Genomic DNA, 18,846 nt, shown 5'->3' on the forward strand with positions numbered 1-18,846 from the left:
GGGGAGGGCCCCGGAGCGGATGCTCCGGGGCCCGGGGTCGGATCTCAGCCGGCGGCCTGCTCGGCGAGCTCGTCGGCCTCGTCGCCGAGGCCGATCACGCCGTAGTCCCAGCCCTTGCGGCGGTAGACCACGCTCGGGCGGTTCGTGTCGGAGTCGATGAAGAGGTAGAAGTCGTGTCCGACCAGCTCCATGTAGTCAACGGCGTCGTCGACGGTCATCGAGACGGAGGCGAAGACCTTCTTGCGGATGACGACGGGGCAGTACGGCTCCTCGACCTCGTCCTCCACCGGCTCCGGCGCCTCCTGCACGGGGATGACGCCCGTGCTCAGCTGCTCCAGCACCGCCGCGTCGGCAGGCTGGATGGCGACGACGCTGAAGTCGTCGGCGGCCGCGTCGCGGAGCGAGGTCGGCCGATGCTGGCCCCGATGGACCTTCTTCCGGTCCTTGGCGCGTCTCACCCGTTCGAGCAGCCGGCCGATGGCGACGTCGAACGCCGCGTACTTGTCGGCTCCGCTCGCCTCGGCCCGGACCACGGGCCCCTTGCCGATCAGCGTCAGCTCCACGCGGTCGCCGCCGGCCGAGCCCTTGCCCTCGGCGTGCCTGCTCGCCTTGATCTCGAGTGCGAGAGCACGATCGGCGAGGTGCGCCACCTTGTCCGACTTCTCCGTCGCGTACGCGCGGAAGCGATCGGTGATGTCGATGTTGCGTCCTGTGATGTCGATGTCCATGACAACCTCCCAGTCGAGTACGGCGTGCCGCCTTTCTCCGGGGCGGACCGTTCACGCCGTGCCCCCACCGTAGACCCCGGCCACCGGATCGTCACCGGGAGTTCGTCCGGATTCTGCTGCTACGTTCCCTCTTCGTTGCGCGGTGCCGGCCAGGGCCGCCGCGGCCCGGACCGTCCCGCCGGCCGCACGCACGGCGCGCCGGAGCTCGAGCAGGGTCGCGCCGGAGGTGACCACGTCGTCGACGAGGACCACCGGCGGCCACGACGAGAGCGGACGGCGGGCGCGGAACGCCCCGTCGAGGTTGCCGCGCCGCTCGATGCGGCCGAGCCCGACCTGGTCGCGGACCATCCGCGACCGCCGGAGAGGACGCGCCGCCCGCCCTCCCGCCGCGGCGACCAGCTGCGCGACGGGATCGGCGCCCCGCCGCACGCGGCCGAGCCAGGAGCCGGGCGGGACGACCAGGATCGCGGGGCTGCCGGCGAGCGCCGCGCCGAGGGCCGGACGCAACAGCGCGCCGAGCGGGGCGAGGCAGGCCGTGCGGCCCTCCTCCTTCAGCGCGACGACGAGGCGGCGCACCGTGCCCTCGTACGGGGCACCGGTGACGACGAGGAGCGGATCGTCCGGCGGCCCGACGACGCGGGTCAGCAGGCAGGCCGAGGCGGCCGCGTCGGCCGAGCAGTCCGGACAGGGCGCCCGGCTCGTCGGCTCTCCGCAGGCGGGGCACTCCAGCGGGAGGAGGACGGCGAGGGCGTCGAGCAGGTGATCGGAGAGCATGCCTCCACGTTCGCCGTCCGGGCCGCGGCGCGGGGGGTGGATCCGTCGGATCGGGACGATCCGCCTGCCCGACGCGCCTGGGGAGGAGCATCCGGAGCGCGCCGCCGTCGGAAGGGCTCGTCGCCGCCGACAGGACCGGTCAGGACCCCATGCCGGTCTGCGCCGCGAGCAGCCGGATGTCCGTCGCGGTCGTCTGCCAGGCCGAGCCCCGCTGCTGCCGGAGCTCCCCGCCCTCGGCGAGGATGCGGATCTGGGTCGAGGTGTTGCCCGCGGCGATCTGGACCGTGCCCGTCGTCGTGCCGAGCGCCGTGGCGCCTCCGCCGAGCAGGTTCATCGTGACGGCGTCCTCCCCCGTCGAGCCGCGCACGACCGACACCACGTCGAGCTCGTCCGTCCAGGCCGCGGCGACCGCGGTCCCCAGGGTCGAGCGGAGGACGACCGGCTCGCCGACCGCCACCGGGTCGCCGTCCCGGGAGCGGGTGATGCCGGCCACCAGCACCGTGGCCTGCTGCCCGTCCTGGGCGAGCGCCAGCATCCGGGTGCCGTCGCGCGACACGGCGATCGAGGCGAGCGACTCGACCTCGCTCCAGGCCGTCGCGACCTGCATCGAGCGCGAGCCGTCCGCGGAGTACGCCACCAGCTGCCCGGGCGAGGCCGACGGCACCGACCAGACGTACCCGAGCGGATCGATGGACGGCGCGACGAGGCCCGACCGCGCGTCGAGGAGGACGTCGGCACCGTTGGGCTCCACGAGGCTCACGCCCGCGGCGGTGAGCACGGCGGCCGATGCGTCCGAGTCGGCCCCGCGCTGCTCGCCGAGGACCGCGGCCCGCGGCTGCAGCGCCTCGATCCGATCCGAGATCCCGAGGCCGGCCAGCCCGGAGGAGCCGAGGAATCCGAAAGCGTCGTCGGTCAGCACGAGCGGCCGGGTGTCGACGCGGGGCGAGGTCGGCAGCCCGGTGACCTCGGAGGGGACGTCGATCGGGTTCTGCTCGACGGAGAGCGCGACTCCGGTGACGTTCGAGACGTTCGCGAGGCTCCGGTTCAGCTGCAGCGCCATCAGCCGCCACTGCGCCGGATCGGCCTCGAGAGCGGCCGGGTTCAGGTCGACCACGGCGCGCTGCGACTCGACCGGGACGGTCTCGGCCGCCAGCGTCGTCCCGGTCGGGAAGGCCGACACGACGGCGGCGGAGTCCCGCAGCCACGGCGTGGGGCCGCGCAGCAGCTCGGTGACGATCGTGGTGCTGGTGGAGCTGTCGGCGCGCGAGGCGAACCAGCGCAGGTCCGGCACGAGGTACTGGTATCCGGGGTCGAAGAAGTAGAGCGCGTGCGTCGAGAAGACCTGCTCGAAGGTGGTGCGGTCGATCACCACGCCGCTCGGCGGCGCGCTGATGCGCCACTCGCCGTTCTCCTGGACGAAGCCGTAGTCGAGGGTCAGGCCGGCCGTGGTGGCGACGTCGGTGTAGACGCCCGTCGCGTCGACCTCGGCGACGGGCGTGATCGTCAGCGAGAGCGTGGATCCCGACTGCGGCGAGGCGGAGCGCTGGCCCTCGTCGACCGTCACGTGCTCGCCCGGCGTCCAGTCGGCTCCGGTGGAGAGGAACTCGCGGGCGATCTTGTAGTTGTTCTGCGGGCTCGACGCGGCGTCGATGAAGCCGGTCAGGATGTCGCGCTGCGACGCACCGACGGCGGGTCCCGACGGGAGGAAGTCGTACTGGAGGTCCTGCGGCGCGGTGTCGGGCCGTCCGACTCCGACGTCGCCGTCCCGCGGGATGCCGGCGCACCCGGCCAGCCCGAGCGCGAGCAGCGCGGCGGCCGCGACGGCGCGGAGGACGCCGCGCCTCACGGGAGCACCCCCGCGGCCCCGACCGGAGGAGCCTGCAGCGGCGGGAGGACGATCGGGCCGCTGTAGGCCTGCTCGCCCGCGTCGACCGGGGGCAGCGGGAGCGGCGAGGCCTCGATCCGCTCGCCGCGGTGGCGGGGCACGGTCAGGCGGAAGCAGGCGCCGCGATCGGGCACTGACCAGACCTGCAGCCAGCCGTGGTGCAGGGCGGTGTCCTCCTGCGCGATGGAGAGGCCGAGGCCGGTGCCGCCGAGCGTGCGGCGGCGGGACGGGTCGGCGCGCCAGAAGCGGTCGAAGACGCGCACCACCTCCTCGCTGCTCATGCCGTGCCCGTAGTCGCGCACCGCGAGGGCGACCGCGCTGGCGTTGCTGTCGACAGTGACGACGACCTCGCGGCCGTCGCCGTGCTCGATCGCGTTGCCCAGCAGGTTGCGGACGATCCGGCGGATGCGGCGCGGATCGAGGTCGGCGTCGAAGTAGCCGCCCGGGGCGGAGAGAGTGAGCCGGGAGCCGTTCGCCTCCGCGATCCCGCGCATCGCCTCGATCTCGTCGCCGGCCAGCTTCACCAGGTTGACCGGCTCGAGCTCGAGCTCGGCCGATCCCGCGTCGTGGCGGGAGATCTCGAGCAGGTCGGCGAGGAGGCTCTCGAAGCGGTCGATCTGGCTGTGCAGCAGCTCGACCGTGCGCTCGGCGACCGGGGCGAAGTCCTCGCGCTGGTCGTACAGCACGTCCCCGGCCAGCTTCATCGTCGTCAGCGGCGTCCGGAGCTCGTGCGAGACGTCCGAGACGAAGCGCTGCTGGACCTGGCTGAGCGTCGCGAGCTCGCTGATCCGGTCCTGCAGGCTGTCGGCCATGCCGTTGAACGACCGGGCGAGGGTCGCGATCACGTCCTGGCCCCGCTCGGGGATCCGCACGTCGAAGTCGCCGGCGGCGAGGCGCTGGCTCGTCTCGGCCGCGACCCGGACCGGGGCGACGACGATCCGCACGACGACCCAGCTGACCGCTCCGATCAGCAGGATGAGCAGGATCCCCGCCACGTTGAGCACCTGCTGCACGAACTGGAGCGTGCGCTCCGCGTCCGCGAGGGAGTAGCCGATGTACAGCTCGTAGCGCCCGGCCGAGCTCGGCAGCTCGAGGGTCGAGCCGACGAGGATGCCGGGCTGCTGCTGACCGGAGGCGTCGAGCGTCACCGACTGCCAGTACTGCCCGTCGGAGCCCGCCTGCACCCGCTCGCGCAGCGCGTCGCTGATCACGCCGTTCTGCAGCTCGCGGTTGTAGATGTCCTGAGGCGCCAGCGAGGACGCCTCCTGGTCGGGCGAGCGCACGACGGCGATCAGCGCGGAGGAGGAGGCGTCCCGGACGGCGGTGCGCACCGAGCTCATCACCTCCTCCATGTCCTGGCGGGTGGAGACGGTGGCGGCGTCGAGGTATCCCTGCGCGGCCCGGGTCGCGCGCGACGTGTCGCCCGTGACCTGCGTCAGCCGCGACTGGAACAGGTTGTCGCTGATGCTGTACGAGAGGTAGACGCCGGTCGAGCCGATGGCGATGCCGCTGAGCAGGACCGTGATCGCGACCGCGCGGAACTGCAGCGACGTGCGCCACACCCCGAGCACGCGGCGGGGCCACCGGCGCACGTCGGGAGCGGCGAGGCGGGGCACGGTCAGCCCGGGAGGACGGCGCCGGCGCGGTAGCCGACGCCGCGCACGGTCATCACGATGCGGGGGTCGTCCGGGTCCTTCTCGACCTTGGCGCGCAGGCGCTGGACGTGCACGTTCACGAGGCGGGTGTCGGCCTTGTAGTGGTAGCCCCAGACCTGCTCGAGCAGCATCTCGCGGGTGAAGACCTGCTGGGGCTTGGAGGCGAGGGCGAGGAGGAGGTCGAACTCGAGCGGGGTCAGGCCGATGCGCGTCTCGCCGCGGCGGACCTCGTGGCCGGCGACGTCGAGGCTCAGGTCCCCGACCTGCAGCACCGCGTTCGCGGCGGCGGTGGCGGGACGCAGGCGCGTCCTGATCCGCGCGACGAGCTCCTTGGGGTCGAACGGCTTGACCATGTAGTCGTCGGCGCCGGACTCGAGGCCCTGCACGACGTCGGAGGTGTCGGACTTGGCCGTCAGCATGATGACGGGGACGCCGGACTCGGCGCGGATCGCGCGGCACACCTCGATCCCGTCGATCCCGGGCAGCATCAGGTCGAGCAGGACCAGGTCCGGCCGGGCCCGCCGGAAGGCCTCGAGGGCGCCTGAGCCGTCCGCGCAGAAGGAGACGTCGTACCCGTCGGCGCGCAGGACGATGCCGATCATCTCGGCCAGGGCGGCGTCGTCGTCGACCACCAGAATGCGCGCGCTCATCGGTCTGCTCTTCCTCGTCTCGGGTCGCGCCCGCCCACGGCGCGCACGGTGACCCGACCCAGGCTAACCGACGCACCTCTCCGCGGGCGGGGAGCGGGCTCTGCGGGCTAAGGGGGTCCGCTCGGGGGAGGACCCCGCCCGCACGCCTGTGACAGCATGGAGGGGATGACCGACGCAGCTCAGTGGCCCCCGCCCGCAGGGCGTCCGGACGACGCGGCCGTCCCGGCGCAGGACGGCGACCGGCGCAGGCCGCTGCCCGCTCCCGTCGCCCCGGCCTGGTCGCCCGCGCCGCCGAGCGCAGGCCCCGTACCACCCGCTCCCGCCGGGGGCTCCTGGTCGCCCGCCGGCGCCGGCCCCTGGTCGCCCGGACGCCCAGCGCCCGGCTGGACTCCCCCGCCCAAGCCCGGTCTCGTGCCGCTGCGCCCGCTCGGCTTCGGCACCCTGCTCGGCGCCCCGTTCCAGGTCCTCCGCCGCAGCCCCCGCACGACCCTGGGCGTCGCCCTGCTGGTGCAGGGCCTCGGGTCGGTGCTCGCCCTGGCGGTCTACGGCTTGATCGCGGTGCTCGCCGTCGGGCGCATCGCGCAGGCGGAGTCCGCCGACCGCGACGCCGTCGGCGCGGGCTCCCTCGCGGTCGTGGTCCTGGCCGCCCTCATCCCCCTCGCCGTCTCGCTCGCCAGCGGCGCTCTCGTGCAGGGCGTGGTCGTGCTCGAGGTCACCCGCGGCGTCCTCGGCGAGCGGGCGACCTTCCGACAGCTGCTCGCCCGGCTGCGGGGCCGCTTCTGGGCGCTGATCGGCTGGACGGTCCTGCAGGGCGTCGGCTACCTCCTCCTGGTGCTCCTCGCCGTGGCGCTCGCCGTGCCGCTGTTCGTCATCGGAGCGATGGACGGGACGTCGAGCGCGATCGTCGGCGGGATCCTGGTGCTCGTCGGCTCCGGCCTGGTCGCCCTCGCGCTGGGGGTCTGGCTGTCGACGAAGCTCGCCCTGGTTCCGAGCCTGATCGTCGTCGAGCGGCTGCCGCTGCGCCGTGCGGTGGCGCGCTCCTGGCGGCTGGTGGCGGGCGGCTTCTGGCGCACCTTCGGCGCGCTCGCGCTGATGACCGTGATCATCCAGGTCGCCGGCCAGATCGTGGCCACGCCGTTCAGCCTGCTCATCCCGATCGCCGGCGCCCTGATCGCCCCGACCGACCCGGACGCGCAGCTCGTCACCTCGCTCGTGGTGACGATCGCCTCCGTCGCCGTGGGCTTCGTGATCGGCGCCGTCGGCACCGTGCTCCAGTCGGCCGTGACGGGCCTCGTCTACCTCGACCGACGGATGCGCCGCGAGGGCTTCGACCTGGTGCTGATGCGCCACGTCGAGGAGCGCGCGGCGGGCCGCCCCTCCCCCGATCCCTTCCCCGTGCCGGAGCGCCCGTGATCCTCGCCGCGGCCCCTCTCGAGCCCGACGCGGAGCAGGCGCGCCGACTCCTCCTCGAGGAGCTCGCCGACCCGCGCTACCGGGCGGCCGAGCCGACCCTCTTCGACCGGGTGGTGCAGGCGGTGCGCGACTGGTTCGCCTCCCTCACGCTGCAGGGCGACGGCCCGCCGGTGCCGATCGCCGCCGTGATCGGCGTGCTGGTGCTGGTGGCGCTCGTGGTCGCCGCGCTCGTCATCGCGGGACGGCCCCGCGCCGGTCGCCGCAGCACCGTCACGGGAGCGGTGCTCGCCGACGACGACACCCGCTCGGCCGCGATCCTCCGCTCGCTCGCCGAGGCCGCGGCCGCCCGCGGGGACTGGGACGAGGCGCTCGTCGAGCGCTTCCGCGCCCTGGTGCGCTCCCTCGACGAGCGGACCGTCCTGCGGGTCTCGCCCGGCACGACCGCGCTCGGCCTGGCGTCGCGCGCCTCTGCGGCCTTCCCCTCCTCCGCCGCCGCGCTGCGCCGCACGGCAGACGACTTCGACCGCGTGCGCTACCTCGGGCAGCCCTGCGGCCCGGCCGAGTACGAGCGGGTCGCGGCTCTGGACCGCGAGCTCGCCGCGGCCTCGCCGGTCCTGGACGCCCTGGCGGCGCCCCGGTGAGCGCCGACACGGTCTCCAGCCCGACCCTCGGCGCGCTGCTGCGCCGCGGACGGGTGTGGGTGCTCCTGCTCGTGATCGTCGCGGTCGGCACTCTGCTGCTCACCGTCGCGACCGGGACCCGGGTGGTCGCCCCGGACCTCGACGTCGACAGCGCGACCCCGGACGGCGCCCGCGCGCTCGCCCAGGTGCTGCGCGATCAGGGCGTCGAGGTCGTCCGCGCCGACGACCTGGACTCCGCTCTCGCCGCCTCCTCCCCGGACGCGACACTGCTCGTCGACGACCCGGACGTGGCCCTCGACGAGGCCCAGTACCGCCGGCTCGCCCGCGCCTCGGCATCGCTCGTCCTGGTGACCCCGGGAGGAGCCGCGCTCGACGCCCTGCTGCCGGACGTCCGCTTCGCCGGCTCCCCGGCCGGCGACGGCCCCTTCCGCGCCGAGTGCCCGCTCCCGGCGGCCGAGCGCGCCGGGACGCTCCCCGCCGGAGGGAGCACGTACCGGATCCTCGACGACGGCGACGCGGTCGGCTGCTTCCCCTCGGGCGACGACGGCTTCCTGCTCGTGAGCACCGGGTTCCCGCAGGGCGCCGACGTCACCGCGATCGGCGACGCCGACCTCCTCCGCAACGGCACCATCGGCCAGGACGGCCGCGCCGCTCTCGCACTCGGACTGCTCGGCGGTGAGGACCGGCTGGTCTGGTACCGCGCCGGAGCCGCCGACTCGGCGAGCACCGCCCCTGCACCCGCCGACCTCGCCCCCGGCTGGGTGACTCCGGCTCTCCTGCTGCTGGTGGCCGTGTTCGTCGCCTCCGCCGTCTGGCGCGGCCGCCGGCTCGGCCCGCTCGCGGTCGAGCCGCTGCCGGTCGTCGTGCATGCGAGCGAGACGGCCCGCGGCCGCGCGCGGCTCTACGCGCGCGGAGCCCTGCGGCCCCGCGCCCTCGACGCACTGCGCATCGGCACCCTCCGGCGGACGGCCGCGCTTCTGGGACTCGCTCCGGCGACCGGGGTCGACGAGATCGTCGCCGTCGCCGCCGAGCGCCTCGGCCGCGATCAGGCCGCGCTGCGCCGGCTGCTCGTCGACGACCTGCCGGGCGACGACGCCGCCCTCGTGGCCGCCTCCGACGAGCTCCTCCGCTTCGAGAGCGCGCTCCGCGCCGCCCTCTCCCCGACGACCGCCCGACGACCGGAAGGCCCCTCCCGATGAGCGACACCACCCCCTCCGCCCGCGACGGAGCGCCGGTCTCCGACGACGACCTGCGCGCCGAGCTCGACCGGGTCCGCTCGGAGGTCGGCCGCGCGGTCGTCGGCCAGGACGGCGCCGTCTCCGGGCTCCTGATCGCCCTCCTCGCGGGCGGCCACGTCCTGCTCGAGGGCGTCCCCGGAGTCGCGAAGACGCTGCTCGTGCGCGCCCTGTCCGTCTCGCTCGGCCTCGACACCCGCCGGGTGCAGTTCACGCCGGACCTGATGCCCGGCGACATCACCGGCTCCCTCGTCTACGACGCCTCCACCTCCGGCTTCGCCTTCCGCGAGGGCCCGGTCTTCACGAATCTCCTGCTGGCGGACGAGATCAACCGCACGCCGCCGAAGACCCAGGCCGCGCTGCTCGAGGCGATGGAGGAGCGCCAGGTCAGCGTCGACGGGCGCACCCTGCCTCTGCCGGACCCGTTCCTCGTCGCCGCCACCCAGAACCCGGTCGAGTACGAGGGGACCTACGTGCTCCCGGAGGCCCAGCTGGACCGGTTCCTGCTCAAGCTCGTGCTCGACATCCCGCCGCGCGACGTCGAGGTGGAGGTGCTCTCGCGCCACGCCGCGGGCTTCGACCCGCGCGACCTTGACGCCGCGGGCGTGCGACCCGTGCTCGACGCCGCCCGTCTGCGCGCCGCCCAGGCCTCGGCCCGGCGAGTCGGAGCCGGTCCCGACGTCCTCGGCTACATCGTCGACCTCGCCCGCGCCACCCGCGAGAGCCCGAGCGTCAAGCTCGGCACCAGCCCCCGCGGCTCGACCGCCCTGCTCGCGGCGTCCCGCGCCTGGGCCTGGCTCAACGGCTACGGCTCGATCACCCCCGACCACGTGCAGGCGATGGTCCTGCCCGTGCTGCGCCACCGCATCCAGCTGGAGCCGGAGGCGGAGCTCGAGGGCGTCCGCACCGAGGCCGTCCTGGGCGGGATCCTGCAGCAGGTCCGCGTCCCGGTCTGAGCCGTGCACCTCACCGGACGCAGCGTCCTCGTCCTCCTCGTCGGCCTGGTGCCGGTCGTCCTCCTGGGCGGCCGCCCCGAGGTCGCCTTCGCCGTGCTCGGCCTCTGGCTCCTGGCCTGGGCGGTCCTCGTCGGGATCGACGTCGCGGTCGCGGGCTCGCCCCGGGCCGTGGTGCTCGAGCGGCGGGTGCCGGACCGGGTGCGGCTCGGCGAGAGGGCCGAAGCGACCCTCCTGGTCACGAGCACCGGCCGCAGGAGGATCACGGGGGTCCTCCGCGACGCCTGGGAGCCCTCGGCCGGTGCCCTCGAGACCCGGTCGCCCCTGCGTCTGCCGCCGGGCGAGCGCCGCGCGGTGACCACGGTCCTGGAGCCGATCCGCCGCGGCGAGCGCCGGGCACTCCACGTCACCATCCGCTCCCGCGGGCCGCTCGGGATGGCCGGCCGCCAGGCGACGCGGGCCGCGCCGGCCGTCGTCCGGGTGCTGCCCGCCTTCCGCTCCCGCCGCCACCTGCCCTCGCGCCTGGCGCGGCTGCGTGAGCTGGAGGGGCGGACCAGCGTGATGATCCGCGGCCAGGGGACCGAGTTCGACAGCCTGCGCGAGTACGTCCGCGGCGACGACGTCCGCTCGCTCGACTGGCGGGCGACCGCGCGGCGCCGGGAGCCGGTCGTCCGCACCTGGCGCCCGGAGCGCGACCGGCGCGTGATCGTCGTGCTCGACACGGGCCGCACGTCCGCCGCACGGATCGAGGACGAGCCGCGCCTGGACACGGCGATCGAGGCGTCGCTCCTCCTGGCGGCCCTCGCGGCCTCGGCCGGCGACCGGGTCGACGTGCTCGCGTTCGACCGCACCCGGCGAGCCCGCGTGCACGGCGCGACCGGCACGGAGGTGCTGACCCGCGTCGTGGACGCCCTCGCCCCCGTGCAGCCCCAGCTCATCGAGACCGACTGGGCGGCGGTCCCCGCGCAGGTGCGCACCCTGGCCTCCCAGCGCTCGCTGGTGGTCCTCCTCACCGCGCTCGACTCGGTCGGCTCGGCGGAGGGGCTCCTCGCGGTGCTCCCGCAGCTCACCCGCGTGCACACGGTCGTGGTCGCCTGCGCGCTCGACCCCGAGCTGCAGCGGATGGCGGAGGACCGGAGCGACCGGGCCGCGGTCTACTCCGCCGCCGCCGCGGAGCGCTCGCTCGCGGACGTCGACCGGCTCTCGGCCGCCGTCCGCCGTCTCGGCGGGGACGTCGTGCTCGGCAGCCCCTCCGCGCTCCCGCCGGCGCTCGCGGACCGCTACCTCGCGCTCAAGGCGGCCGGACGGCTCTGACCTGCGAGAGGGGCCGTCGTCGGTCCCGGGAGCGCTGATCGACGGCCCCGCTCCGACGGCCGCGCTCGTCCGGCTCGGCTCAGCCGGCCGCGATGCTCCGCGACCCGGCCTCGAACCGGTCGAGGTCGCCCGTCTCCCCCGCCCGCACCGCGCGCCCGCCGACGACGATCATGTAGAAGAGGAACGCGCCGAGGGCGAGCGCCCCGATCCCGATCTTGAGCCACCAGGGCCAGGGTGCCGGAGTGACGAACCCCTCGATCACTCCCGAGACGAGCAGCACGAAGACCAGGCCGATCGCCACCGTGAACAGGCTCCGCGCGTCCTCGGCGAGCGCCTGGCCGCGGGTGCGCGCGCCGGGAGCGATCCAGGCCCAGAAGATCCGCAGGCCCGCGGCCGCGGCGACGAACACGGCCGTCAGCTCGAGCTGTCCGTGCGGCGCGATGTAGAGGAAGAACGTGTCGCCCTCCCCCACATGGAACATCACCGCGATCGACGTGCCGAGGTTCTGCGCGTTCTGCAGCAGGATGTACGGCACGTAGACGCCGACGATCCCGAAGGCCACGCACTGCGCCGCGATCCAGGCGTTGTTCGTCCAGACCTGCCCGGCGAACGAGGCGGCGGGGTTCTCGGAGTAGTAGTCGATGAAGTCGCCCCGGGCGAAGCGCCGCAGCTCCTCGTCGTCGCCCAGCGCGGCGAGCAGGCGCGGGTCGCCGAGGATCCAGAGCGCGTAGAGCGTCGCCACCACCGCGGTCGCGAGGGCGACGGCGAGCGTCAGCCAGCGCAGCCGGTGCAGAGCGGCCGGGAGCGAGAGGACGACGAAGCGGGAGACCGCGGCGAGCGGCTCGTCTCGCGTGCCGGTCAGGCGTCCCCGAGCCCGCGAGAGCGAGACGGCGAGCCGAGTGCCGACGGCCGTCGATCCGGCGGTGGAGGAGATCGTGGCGAGGTCCGCGGATGCCGCCTGGTAGCGCTCGATCAGCTCGTCCGCCTCGGCTCCGGTCAGGCGGCGCCTGCGCGAGAGCTCGTCGAGGCGGGTCCACTGCGCAGTGCGGGCGGCCGAGAGAGCGTCGATGTCCATCTCCTGACAGGATAGCCAGGCACGCCGCCGAGGCCGAGCATCCGGGAGGAGCACCGTGGAGGAGCAGCGCACCGAGTTCGACGACGCCGACCTGGTCACCGGCGAGGCGATCGCGCTCGAGGTGCCCGTCACCTCGTTCGTGCTCCGCGCGGTCGGCGCGATCATCGACCTGATCGCGGAGCTCCTGCTCGCGCTGGGCCTGTTCCTGCTGGTCTCCTCCCTCTCCGGGGACGGCGGCCTGGACCCCGCCGCCTCGGCCGCCGTGGCGATCGCGGCCCTCGTCATCGCCGTGGTGATCGTGCCGGTCACCGTCGAGACGGCCAGTCGCGGCCGCTCGCTCGGGAAGCTCACCGTCGGCGCTCGCGTCGTCCGCGACGACGGCGGTTCCATCGGCTTCCGGCACGCCCTCGTGCGCGGCCTCACCGGCGTCCTCGAGATCCTGATGACCTTCGGCGGGCTCGCCGCGGTCGTCGGCCTCCTCTCGCGCCGATCGCGCCGTCTCGGCGACGTCCTCGCGGGCACGCACAGCCAGCTCGAGCGGGTTCCCCGCGCGGAGCCGCTGGTCGTCGAGATCCCGGAGCCGCTGCGGGGCTGGGCCGTCACGGCGGACACCGCGCGCCTCCCCGACGCCCTGGCGCGCCGACTGGCGCAGTTCCTCCGCCAGCGCCACGGCATGACGGAGCCGTCGCGCTCGCAGCTCGCCGCCGCGCTGGCCGACGAGACCGCGGTCCACGTCTCCCCGCTGCCCGCCGCGCCCGCGGAGGACTTCCTCCTCGCCGTGGCCGCACTCCGCCGGGCGCGGGAGGAGCGCGCCCTGCTCCTGTCCGACCAGCGCCTCGAGCGGCTGGCCCCCGTGCTCTCGAGCACGCCGCGCGGCTTCCCCGAGCGGCCCTGACGCGCGCGGCAGCGGCCTAGGCGGGCCCCGCGCCGTAGCGGACGGTCTCCCAGCCGCGCGGGACGAGGAGCCGCCGGTCGTGCTCGGCGCAGAGGTCGTAGCCGTGCGGATCCGGCGCAGGACTCAGCGGCCCGACCGCCACCAGCGAGTCGCGGTAGTCGTAGGTCAGCGTGACGACGGCCTGCGCGCGGCAGCCCGTCCGCGAGCAGTGCCGTCCGGTCATCGCCGCCCACAGTAGCAATAGGCTGGAGCCATGCCCCGTGCTCGTCGTTCCGCCGCTCGCCCGACGAGCGGGTCGCGCGGAGGCTCCCGCGACCGGCACGGCCGCGGCGCACGAGGGCCGATCACCGGTCCGCACCTCCCCCTGCTGCAGACCCGCTCCGACTTCTTCGAGGCGACGATCGGCTCGGCCTTCGACTACCTCCGCGGCACCTGGCCGGAGGAGCTCGCCGGCATCCGCGTCGACGTCGCTGCGACTCCCGACGTCGACCCCGACCGGCTGCAGGGCACGGGCATCGCGCGGTGGCGCGTCGACCACGCCGCGCGCCGCATCACGCTCTACCGCGTGCCGATCGAGCGCCTGGCGAAGCTGCACCGCCGCGACGAGTGGCACCAGCGCATGCTGATCGAGAGCTACGTGTTCCGCGCCGTCGCGGAGCTGCTCGGCCGCGACCCGTGGGACATCTCCCCGGACCGCTACCGGCACCCCTGATGCGCCGGCAGCTCTGAGGCGCCGGCACCGCCGAGGCGCCGCCGCCCCGCGTCTCAGTGCGAGTAGACCGTGATCGGCGAGGAGAGCGGTCCCGGCGGGACGATCGTGTACGAGGCGATCCGCCCGTCGCGCGCGATCGAGACCGAGGCCTGCACCGGCTGGGTGCTGCTGACGACCGCGCCGTCGCCGTCCAGCGGGGTCGCGAGAGCCGCGAACGGGCCGAGCTCGAGCGTGCGGGTGCCGCCCGGGGCCTCGATCTCGACCGAGGCGGTCGAGTCGCTGCCGTTGACCAGGTGCAGTCGCGCGTCGCCCTCGCCCGTGCCGGCGACGCCGAAGGGCGTCGTGGTCGCGGTGCCGGAGGCGAACCAGGCGAAGTCCGTGCCGGCCGAGCCGGTCGAGGTCGTCCGCCCCGCCGCGACGATCGGCTGATCGGCCCGCAGGACGATGCGGTAGGAGCCGTCCGCCAGGCCCGTGAGCGGGACCTCGCCGACGAGGCCGGCGGGGACGACGACCTGGGTGGAGGCGCCCGACCCGCTCGGGTCCTCGTTGGTGACCTCGACCGAGACCGTGCTGTCGGCGTCGCCGGGGGTGAGGATGCGCAGCACGGGGCTGCCCGCGCCGCCGCTGCCGTCGTCGCTCGCGGTCTCGGCCGGAGGCGACGTGACGGTGAAGCCGGCGATCACGGCGAGTGTGTCCGGGCCGGCGGAGGGGCCGGTGGTCTCGACGCCCTCCGGGGTGAGCCCGGAGATGGCGCTGCTCTGCATGCTCGCGGCGACCTCGCCGCCCCGTGCGGTCACGTGCACGACGGGCTGGACGACCCCGGGGGCGAGCCCCGCGAGCGGGAGCGCGCGGACCGCTCCGGCCGGAACGACGATGCCCGTGGCGCCGGTGGCCTGGACGGTGCCGGTCTCGGAGAAGAGCGTGAGGTCGACGGTGGAGGCGACCTCGCTCGGGTTCGCCAGGATCAGCACGGAGGTGCGCCCGACGTCGGTCGAGCCGGCCACGAGCCAGCTGTCGGCCGAGGGCTCGGCGCAGGCGCGGGCGGACAGTCCGGAGAGGGTGTCCGTGCCGATGGCCTGGACGGTGGCTCCACCGGGAGCGGGGTCGGAGCCCGCGGGCACGCTCAGACCGGTGATGCCGGTGCCCGGTGCGGCGACATCGTCCTCGTCGAGGACCGTGGGGTCCGAGGTGGAGCCCTCGGGCCGGACCGCGGTCGCCGCGCCGTCGAGGGCGCGCAGCTGCTCCGGCTCTCCGGCGTCGATCAGATCGCCGCCGCAGACCAGCGAGCTGTCGGCCGCGACGGGCGTCACGACGACGCCCTCCGCGGCGCTCGAGACCAGGGGGGACGGGAGGAGCTGGGGCACGACCACGGCGGCCGCGGCGATCACGACTCCGGCCGCGACCACCGCACCGCGCAGGGCCGTCCGGCGCCGACGGGCGGCCGAGGGTGCGCGATCGGGCGTCGATGCCGCGGAGCGATCGGCGCGGCGCTCCGCGCGGGAGCGGCGGGCGGAGGACTCGGGCATCTGCTTCTCCTGGTCGGCGGGGTCAGACATCGTCGTTCCCGTCGTCGAACTGGCCGGTGGCCTCGCCCGGCTCGTCGTCGATCCCGGCGACCGCGCCGCTGGAGCGGCCCCGCTCGAGCGAGAGCCCGGTGGGCACCGCCAGCAGGAGGGCGACGACGAAGACGAGGAGGAGGGCGATCGTGTAGGCGATCCCGAAGGGCCCGACCACGCCGGACGGAGCGGCCTCGGTGCGGGTCCCCTCGGTGTCGACGGCCGTCCAGAGGAGCCCGTAGCGGGTGTCGCCGACGGCCGAGAACGCCGCGTTGCCGTCGAGGGAGACGGCCGCCCGCGCGCGCACGGCGGCGGCCGCGTCGCCGACCTGGGTGCCGGCCGGCTCGGTCAGCACGACGAAGCGCACGCCGAGGCTCTCGAGCGCGGAGGGGACGTCGTAGCCCGTCCGCGAGACGAGGTTGCCCGCCAGCTCGTCGATCGCGTCCGTGCTCTCGGCGCCGGTGTTCGCGAGGGTCGACTGCTGGTCGAGGGTCGCGCCCGCTCCGCGCTCCAGCCGGGCGAGGACGCCGCCGTCCGCCTGCGGGACGAGCACGATCGTGCCCACCCGCGGGTCGTTCCGGGCCTCGGCCGCCACGTAGGCGGGGAGCGAGCGGTCCGACGTGGTCGACACGGACGTGCCGGCGCCGGACGGGAAGGCCACCGCGAGCGGACCGACCAGTGCTGCTGCCGCGGCCGTGACGACGAGCGCCGGCACCACGCGCACGGAGCGCACGGCGGCGAGCGAGAGCGACGCGCCGATCACCAGGCCGAGCCAGTAGAGGCTGAGACCGGTACCGCTCCAGACGGAGACCGCCTCGGAGCCGGTGGTCGCGACCTGCACGCCCTGGGCGAGCGAGGCGGTCACGAGACCCGCCGCCGCCACGCCGACTCCGCCGAGGGCCGAGAGGTTGTTCGGGAGGAGGAGGGCGGCCAGCGCCGCGACGATCAGCGGCACGACGAGCACGGCCGTGACCAGCGGGGCGGCGGAGGCGCCGATCCCCAGACCGCCGAGGAACGCGAGCCATCCGTCGGGCAGACCGGCCGGGAAGCCGGCGAGCAGCGCGACGAGGTCCGACTGCGCGGAGGGCAGCGGGACGCCCGGATCCGCGAGGACGCCGAGCCAGTCGCCCCGCGGTGCGCGGGCGACCACCAGCGGGAAGAGCAGGACGGCCGCGGGGATCGGCAGGCCGAGGAAGCGGCCGATCCGCCGCCCCGAGGTGGCGACGACGACGAGCCAGATCACCAGGAGCGGCACGGCCAGCACCGGCGCGCACGCCACGACAGCCGCGGCCAGGATCGAGGCGCTCGCGGAGGCGGACCAGGAGCGGTACGCGCCGAACCCGGCGAAGAAGAGCCAGGGCAGCAGCACGTGCACCATCAGCGGGGCGGGGCGCCCGTCGGCCTGCGCGGCGAAGAAGGCGGGAGCGAGGATGTAGACGAGGGCTCCGGCGGCGCGGGCGGTCGCGCGCGGGGTGAGCCGGGCGATCATCAGCCAGGCGCCGAGGGCGGCAGCGGGGAGCGCGACGAGGTAGAGCAGCACCATCGAGTAGCTGGGCGACCAGAAGGTCAGCGAGCCGAGCACGGCGAGGACGGAGGCGAACGGGTCCGCCGCGCCGATGAACCCCGAGCCGAGGTCGCGCCAGCCGTAGGCCGCGTTGCGCCACAGCTCGCCGACGGTCGGCGAGAGCGTCAGCAGACCACCGCCGCTGAGCGCGGGAGCAGCGAGGAGCGGCGTGTAGATCACCAGGCCGGCGAGCGCGGCGACGAGGACGACCCACACTCCCCCGCCCTGGAAGAAGTGCAGCGGATGACGGTCCCGCCCGGCCTGCACGCGCACGGCGTCGTGGCGCACCGAGCGCAGCTGCCGCACCACGTCCAGCGGGATGCGCAGCGGCGCGATCGCCTTCCAGCCCACGTTCTTCGACGAGCGGAGAACGGTGCGGGCCCGCAGCACCTTCGTCCCCCCGAAGGCGACGACGAGGGCCGCCAGCAGCTCCCCTCCGACCAGCCCGGGCTGCTTGCGCAGCAGGCGCACGACCGCGCGGCCGATCGCCAGGGGGACGAGCGAGAGCCAGTGCAGGAGGAGGAGCGCGACGGGCGCGTAGGCGAGCCGGCGGTGCAGCTGCGCGGTGCGGTGCTGGCGCGCCCGGCGCCGCTCGCCGCTGTCGATGCGGCGGCCGTCGGGGCGCTGCAGCCCGATGCGGGCGGTGGTGACGCGGGCGTCCGGCACGCGGCTGACCCTGTGCCCGGCGAGCCGGGTGCGGATCGAGAAGTCGAGCGCGTCGTCGACGACCGGCAGGCCGGGGTCGAAGCCGCCGAGCTCCTCCCAGAGGGAGTGGCGCACGAGCATGCCGCCGGCGGCGACGGCCAGGACGTCGGGCGTGGAGTCGTGCTGGCCCTGGTCGAGCTCGTCCTCGACGAGGTGGACGGTCGTGCCGTGCTTGGTGATCGACTCGCCGTAGCTGCGGATGTAGCCGGAGCGCGTCCAGTCCATGATCTTGGGGCCGGCGACCGCGACGGAGGGGGCGACCTCGACGGCTCCCAGCAGCGCCGCGAGGGCGCCGGGCTCGGGGGCGGAGTCCTGCGCGAGCAGCCACAGCCACTCGTCCTCTCCGGCCGGCGGCTGCATCACGCGGACCGCGCGGGCCACGGCCTGGCCGAAGGGGAGGTGCTCGGCGACCTGCACGAGCTGCGTCGGACCCCAGGACGCGAGGAGCTCGTCGGTCGTGTCCTTCGAGCCTCCGTCGACGAACACCGTCGCGTCGGGCTGACGGGTCTGCGCCCGCAGAGCCGCGAGGGTTCGTTCCAGATAGGCCGCGCCGTTGCGCGCGACGAGGACGGCGGTGACTCGTGGATACATCGCGGACCACCCTAAGCGATGCCGCCGCGCCGCCCGCCTGCGGCTCGCCGCCCCGTCGGTCGGGTCGCGGCGAGGAGGGGACTAGGCCCGGCGGCGCAGCTTCCGGCGCTCGCGCTCGGAGAGGCCGCCCCAGATGCCGAACCGCTCGTCGTTCTCGAGCGCGTACTCGAGGCACTGGGCCCGGACCTCGCACGAGGTGCAGATCTTCTTGGCGTCGCGGGTCGAGCCGCCCTTCTCGGGGAAGAAGGCCTCGGGATCGGTCTGCGCGCACAGCGAGTCGACCTGCCAGGAGAGCGCGCCCCCCGGCGCCTCGGTCGCGGTGTCAATCCCGGGTCGGACCCCGGGCACGCCCAGACGGACCGGATCGACGAACCAGTCCTCGGGGACTCCGGAGTGCTGTTCCGGAAGCGTCATGCCGTCTCCTACCCCGCCTGCGAACCGATGATCGGCGGCCGCTCCTCCCGGAGCCGCTGCCTAGGTAATTACAGCGGTGTCATTCG

The 18,846-nt window shown here is 75.1% G+C and carries 17 protein-coding genes; 7 read left to right on the top strand and 10 right to left on the bottom strand.

Annotation, left to right across the window (positions count from 1 at the left end; translation table 11 throughout):
- Positions 1–44: 44 nt before the first annotated feature.
- The 5 genes from hpf to mtrA all read right to left on the bottom strand — a co-directional run bounded on the left by hpf (position 45) and on the right by mtrA (position 5,692).
- The gene (gene hpf / locus C5C37_RS07925; RefSeq protein ID WP_104224131.1) at positions 45–728 is read right to left on the bottom strand and encodes a ribosome hibernation-promoting factor, HPF/YfiA family; all 684 of its coding nucleotides are present in this window, start codon (positions 726–728) and stop codon (positions 45–47) included.
- A gap of 51 nt (positions 729–779) precedes the next feature.
- The gene (locus tag C5C37_RS07930) at positions 780–1,502 is read right to left on the bottom strand and encodes a ComF family protein (RefSeq protein ID WP_104260487.1); all 723 of its coding nucleotides are present in this window, start codon (positions 1,500–1,502) and stop codon (positions 780–782) included.
- 139 nt (positions 1,503–1,641) lie between these two features.
- The gene (locus C5C37_RS17460) at positions 1,642–3,348 is read right to left on the bottom strand and encodes an LpqB family beta-propeller domain-containing protein (RefSeq protein ID WP_181127388.1); all 1,707 of its coding nucleotides are present in this window, start codon (positions 3,346–3,348) and stop codon (positions 1,642–1,644) included.
- Positions 3,345–5,003 (bottom strand): MtrAB system histidine kinase MtrB, encoded by a 1,659-nt coding sequence (mtrB, locus tag C5C37_RS07940; protein WP_244229464.1) that lies wholly within the window; start codon positions 5,001–5,003, stop codon positions 3,345–3,347. The genes C5C37_RS17460 and mtrB overlap by 4 nt, the downstream gene beginning before the upstream one ends.
- 2 nt (positions 5,004–5,005) lie before the next feature.
- Positions 5,006–5,692, bottom strand: a complete 687-nt coding sequence (gene mtrA / locus C5C37_RS07945; RefSeq protein ID WP_104224133.1) for an MtrAB system response regulator MtrA — start codon at positions 5,690–5,692, stop codon at positions 5,006–5,008.
- Positions 5,693–5,857: 165 nt separating this feature from the next.
- Between mtrA and C5C37_RS07950 the strand changes: the two genes are divergently transcribed.
- The 5 genes from C5C37_RS07950 to C5C37_RS07970 are packed head-to-tail and all read left to right on the top strand — an operon-like array spanning position 5,858 to position 11,248.
- Entirely contained in the window at positions 5,858–7,105 is a 1,248-nt protein-coding gene (locus C5C37_RS07950; RefSeq protein ID WP_146082323.1) for a hypothetical protein, read from the top strand.
- Complete coding sequence (locus C5C37_RS07955; RefSeq protein WP_104232800.1) at positions 7,102–7,746, top strand: DUF4129 domain-containing protein; 645 nt, start codon at positions 7,102–7,104, stop codon at positions 7,744–7,746. The genes C5C37_RS07950 and C5C37_RS07955 overlap by 4 nt, the downstream gene beginning before the upstream one ends.
- A complete protein-coding gene (locus tag C5C37_RS07960) occupies positions 7,743–8,945 on the top strand; it encodes a DUF4350 domain-containing protein (RefSeq protein ID WP_104297199.1) in 1,203 nt (400 codons plus the stop codon). Before C5C37_RS07955 ends, C5C37_RS07960 begins: the two co-directional genes overlap by 4 nt.
- The gene (locus C5C37_RS07965) at positions 8,942–9,937 is read left to right on the top strand and encodes a MoxR family ATPase (protein WP_104224137.1); all 996 of its coding nucleotides are present in this window, start codon (positions 8,942–8,944) and stop codon (positions 9,935–9,937) included. Before C5C37_RS07960 ends, C5C37_RS07965 begins: the two co-directional genes overlap by 4 nt.
- Positions 9,938–9,940: 3 nt before the next feature.
- Positions 9,941–11,248, top strand: coding sequence for a DUF58 domain-containing protein (locus C5C37_RS07970; protein ID WP_104246665.1), 1,308 nt, complete (start codon positions 9,941–9,943; stop codon positions 11,246–11,248).
- A gap of 79 nt (positions 11,249–11,327) precedes the next feature.
- On the opposite strand, the gene C5C37_RS07975 is transcribed toward C5C37_RS07970, so the two are convergent.
- Positions 11,328–12,323 (bottom strand): stage II sporulation protein M, encoded by a 996-nt coding sequence (locus C5C37_RS07975; RefSeq protein WP_104224139.1) that lies wholly within the window; start codon positions 12,321–12,323, stop codon positions 11,328–11,330.
- A 55-nt stretch (positions 12,324–12,378) separates the two neighbouring features.
- On the opposite strand from C5C37_RS07975, the gene C5C37_RS07980 reads away from it, so the two are divergent.
- Entirely contained in the window at positions 12,379–13,218 is an 840-nt protein-coding gene (locus C5C37_RS07980; RefSeq protein ID WP_104224140.1) for an RDD family protein, read from the top strand.
- Between the two features lie 16 nt (positions 13,219–13,234).
- Here the strand turns inward: C5C37_RS07980 and C5C37_RS07985 are convergent, their stop codons facing one another.
- Positions 13,235–13,441: a DUF3499 family protein gene (locus tag C5C37_RS07985; RefSeq protein WP_104224141.1), complete on the bottom strand. Its 207-nt coding sequence runs from the start codon at positions 13,439–13,441 to the stop codon at positions 13,235–13,237.
- 30 nt (positions 13,442–13,471) lie between these two features.
- On the opposite strand from C5C37_RS07985, the gene C5C37_RS07990 reads away from it, so the two are divergent.
- Positions 13,472–13,930 (top strand): metallopeptidase family protein, encoded by a 459-nt coding sequence (locus tag C5C37_RS07990; protein ID WP_104224142.1) that lies wholly within the window; start codon positions 13,472–13,474, stop codon positions 13,928–13,930.
- Between the two features lie 53 nt (positions 13,931–13,983).
- Here the strand turns inward: C5C37_RS07990 and C5C37_RS07995 are convergent, their stop codons facing one another.
- The 3 genes from C5C37_RS07995 to C5C37_RS08005 all read right to left on the bottom strand — a co-directional run bounded on the left by C5C37_RS07995 (position 13,984) and on the right by C5C37_RS08005 (position 18,760).
- A complete protein-coding gene (locus C5C37_RS07995) occupies positions 13,984–15,486 on the bottom strand; it encodes a DUF5719 family protein (RefSeq protein WP_146085202.1) in 1,503 nt (500 codons plus the stop codon).
- Complete coding sequence (locus tag C5C37_RS08000) at positions 15,479–18,346, bottom strand: glycosyltransferase family 2 protein (protein ID WP_104260491.1); 2,868 nt, start codon at positions 18,344–18,346, stop codon at positions 15,479–15,481. The genes C5C37_RS07995 and C5C37_RS08000 overlap by 8 nt, the downstream gene beginning before the upstream one ends.
- 81 nt (positions 18,347–18,427) lie before the next feature.
- The gene (locus C5C37_RS08005; RefSeq protein WP_104224145.1) at positions 18,428–18,760 is read right to left on the bottom strand and encodes a WhiB family transcriptional regulator; all 333 of its coding nucleotides are present in this window, start codon (positions 18,758–18,760) and stop codon (positions 18,428–18,430) included.
- Positions 18,761–18,846 lie beyond the last annotated feature (86 nt).

Source organism: Rathayibacter sp. AY1F9 (assembly GCF_002932155.1).
In the GTDB taxonomy this organism is placed as follows: domain Bacteria; phylum Actinomycetota; class Actinomycetes; order Actinomycetales; family Microbacteriaceae; genus Rathayibacter.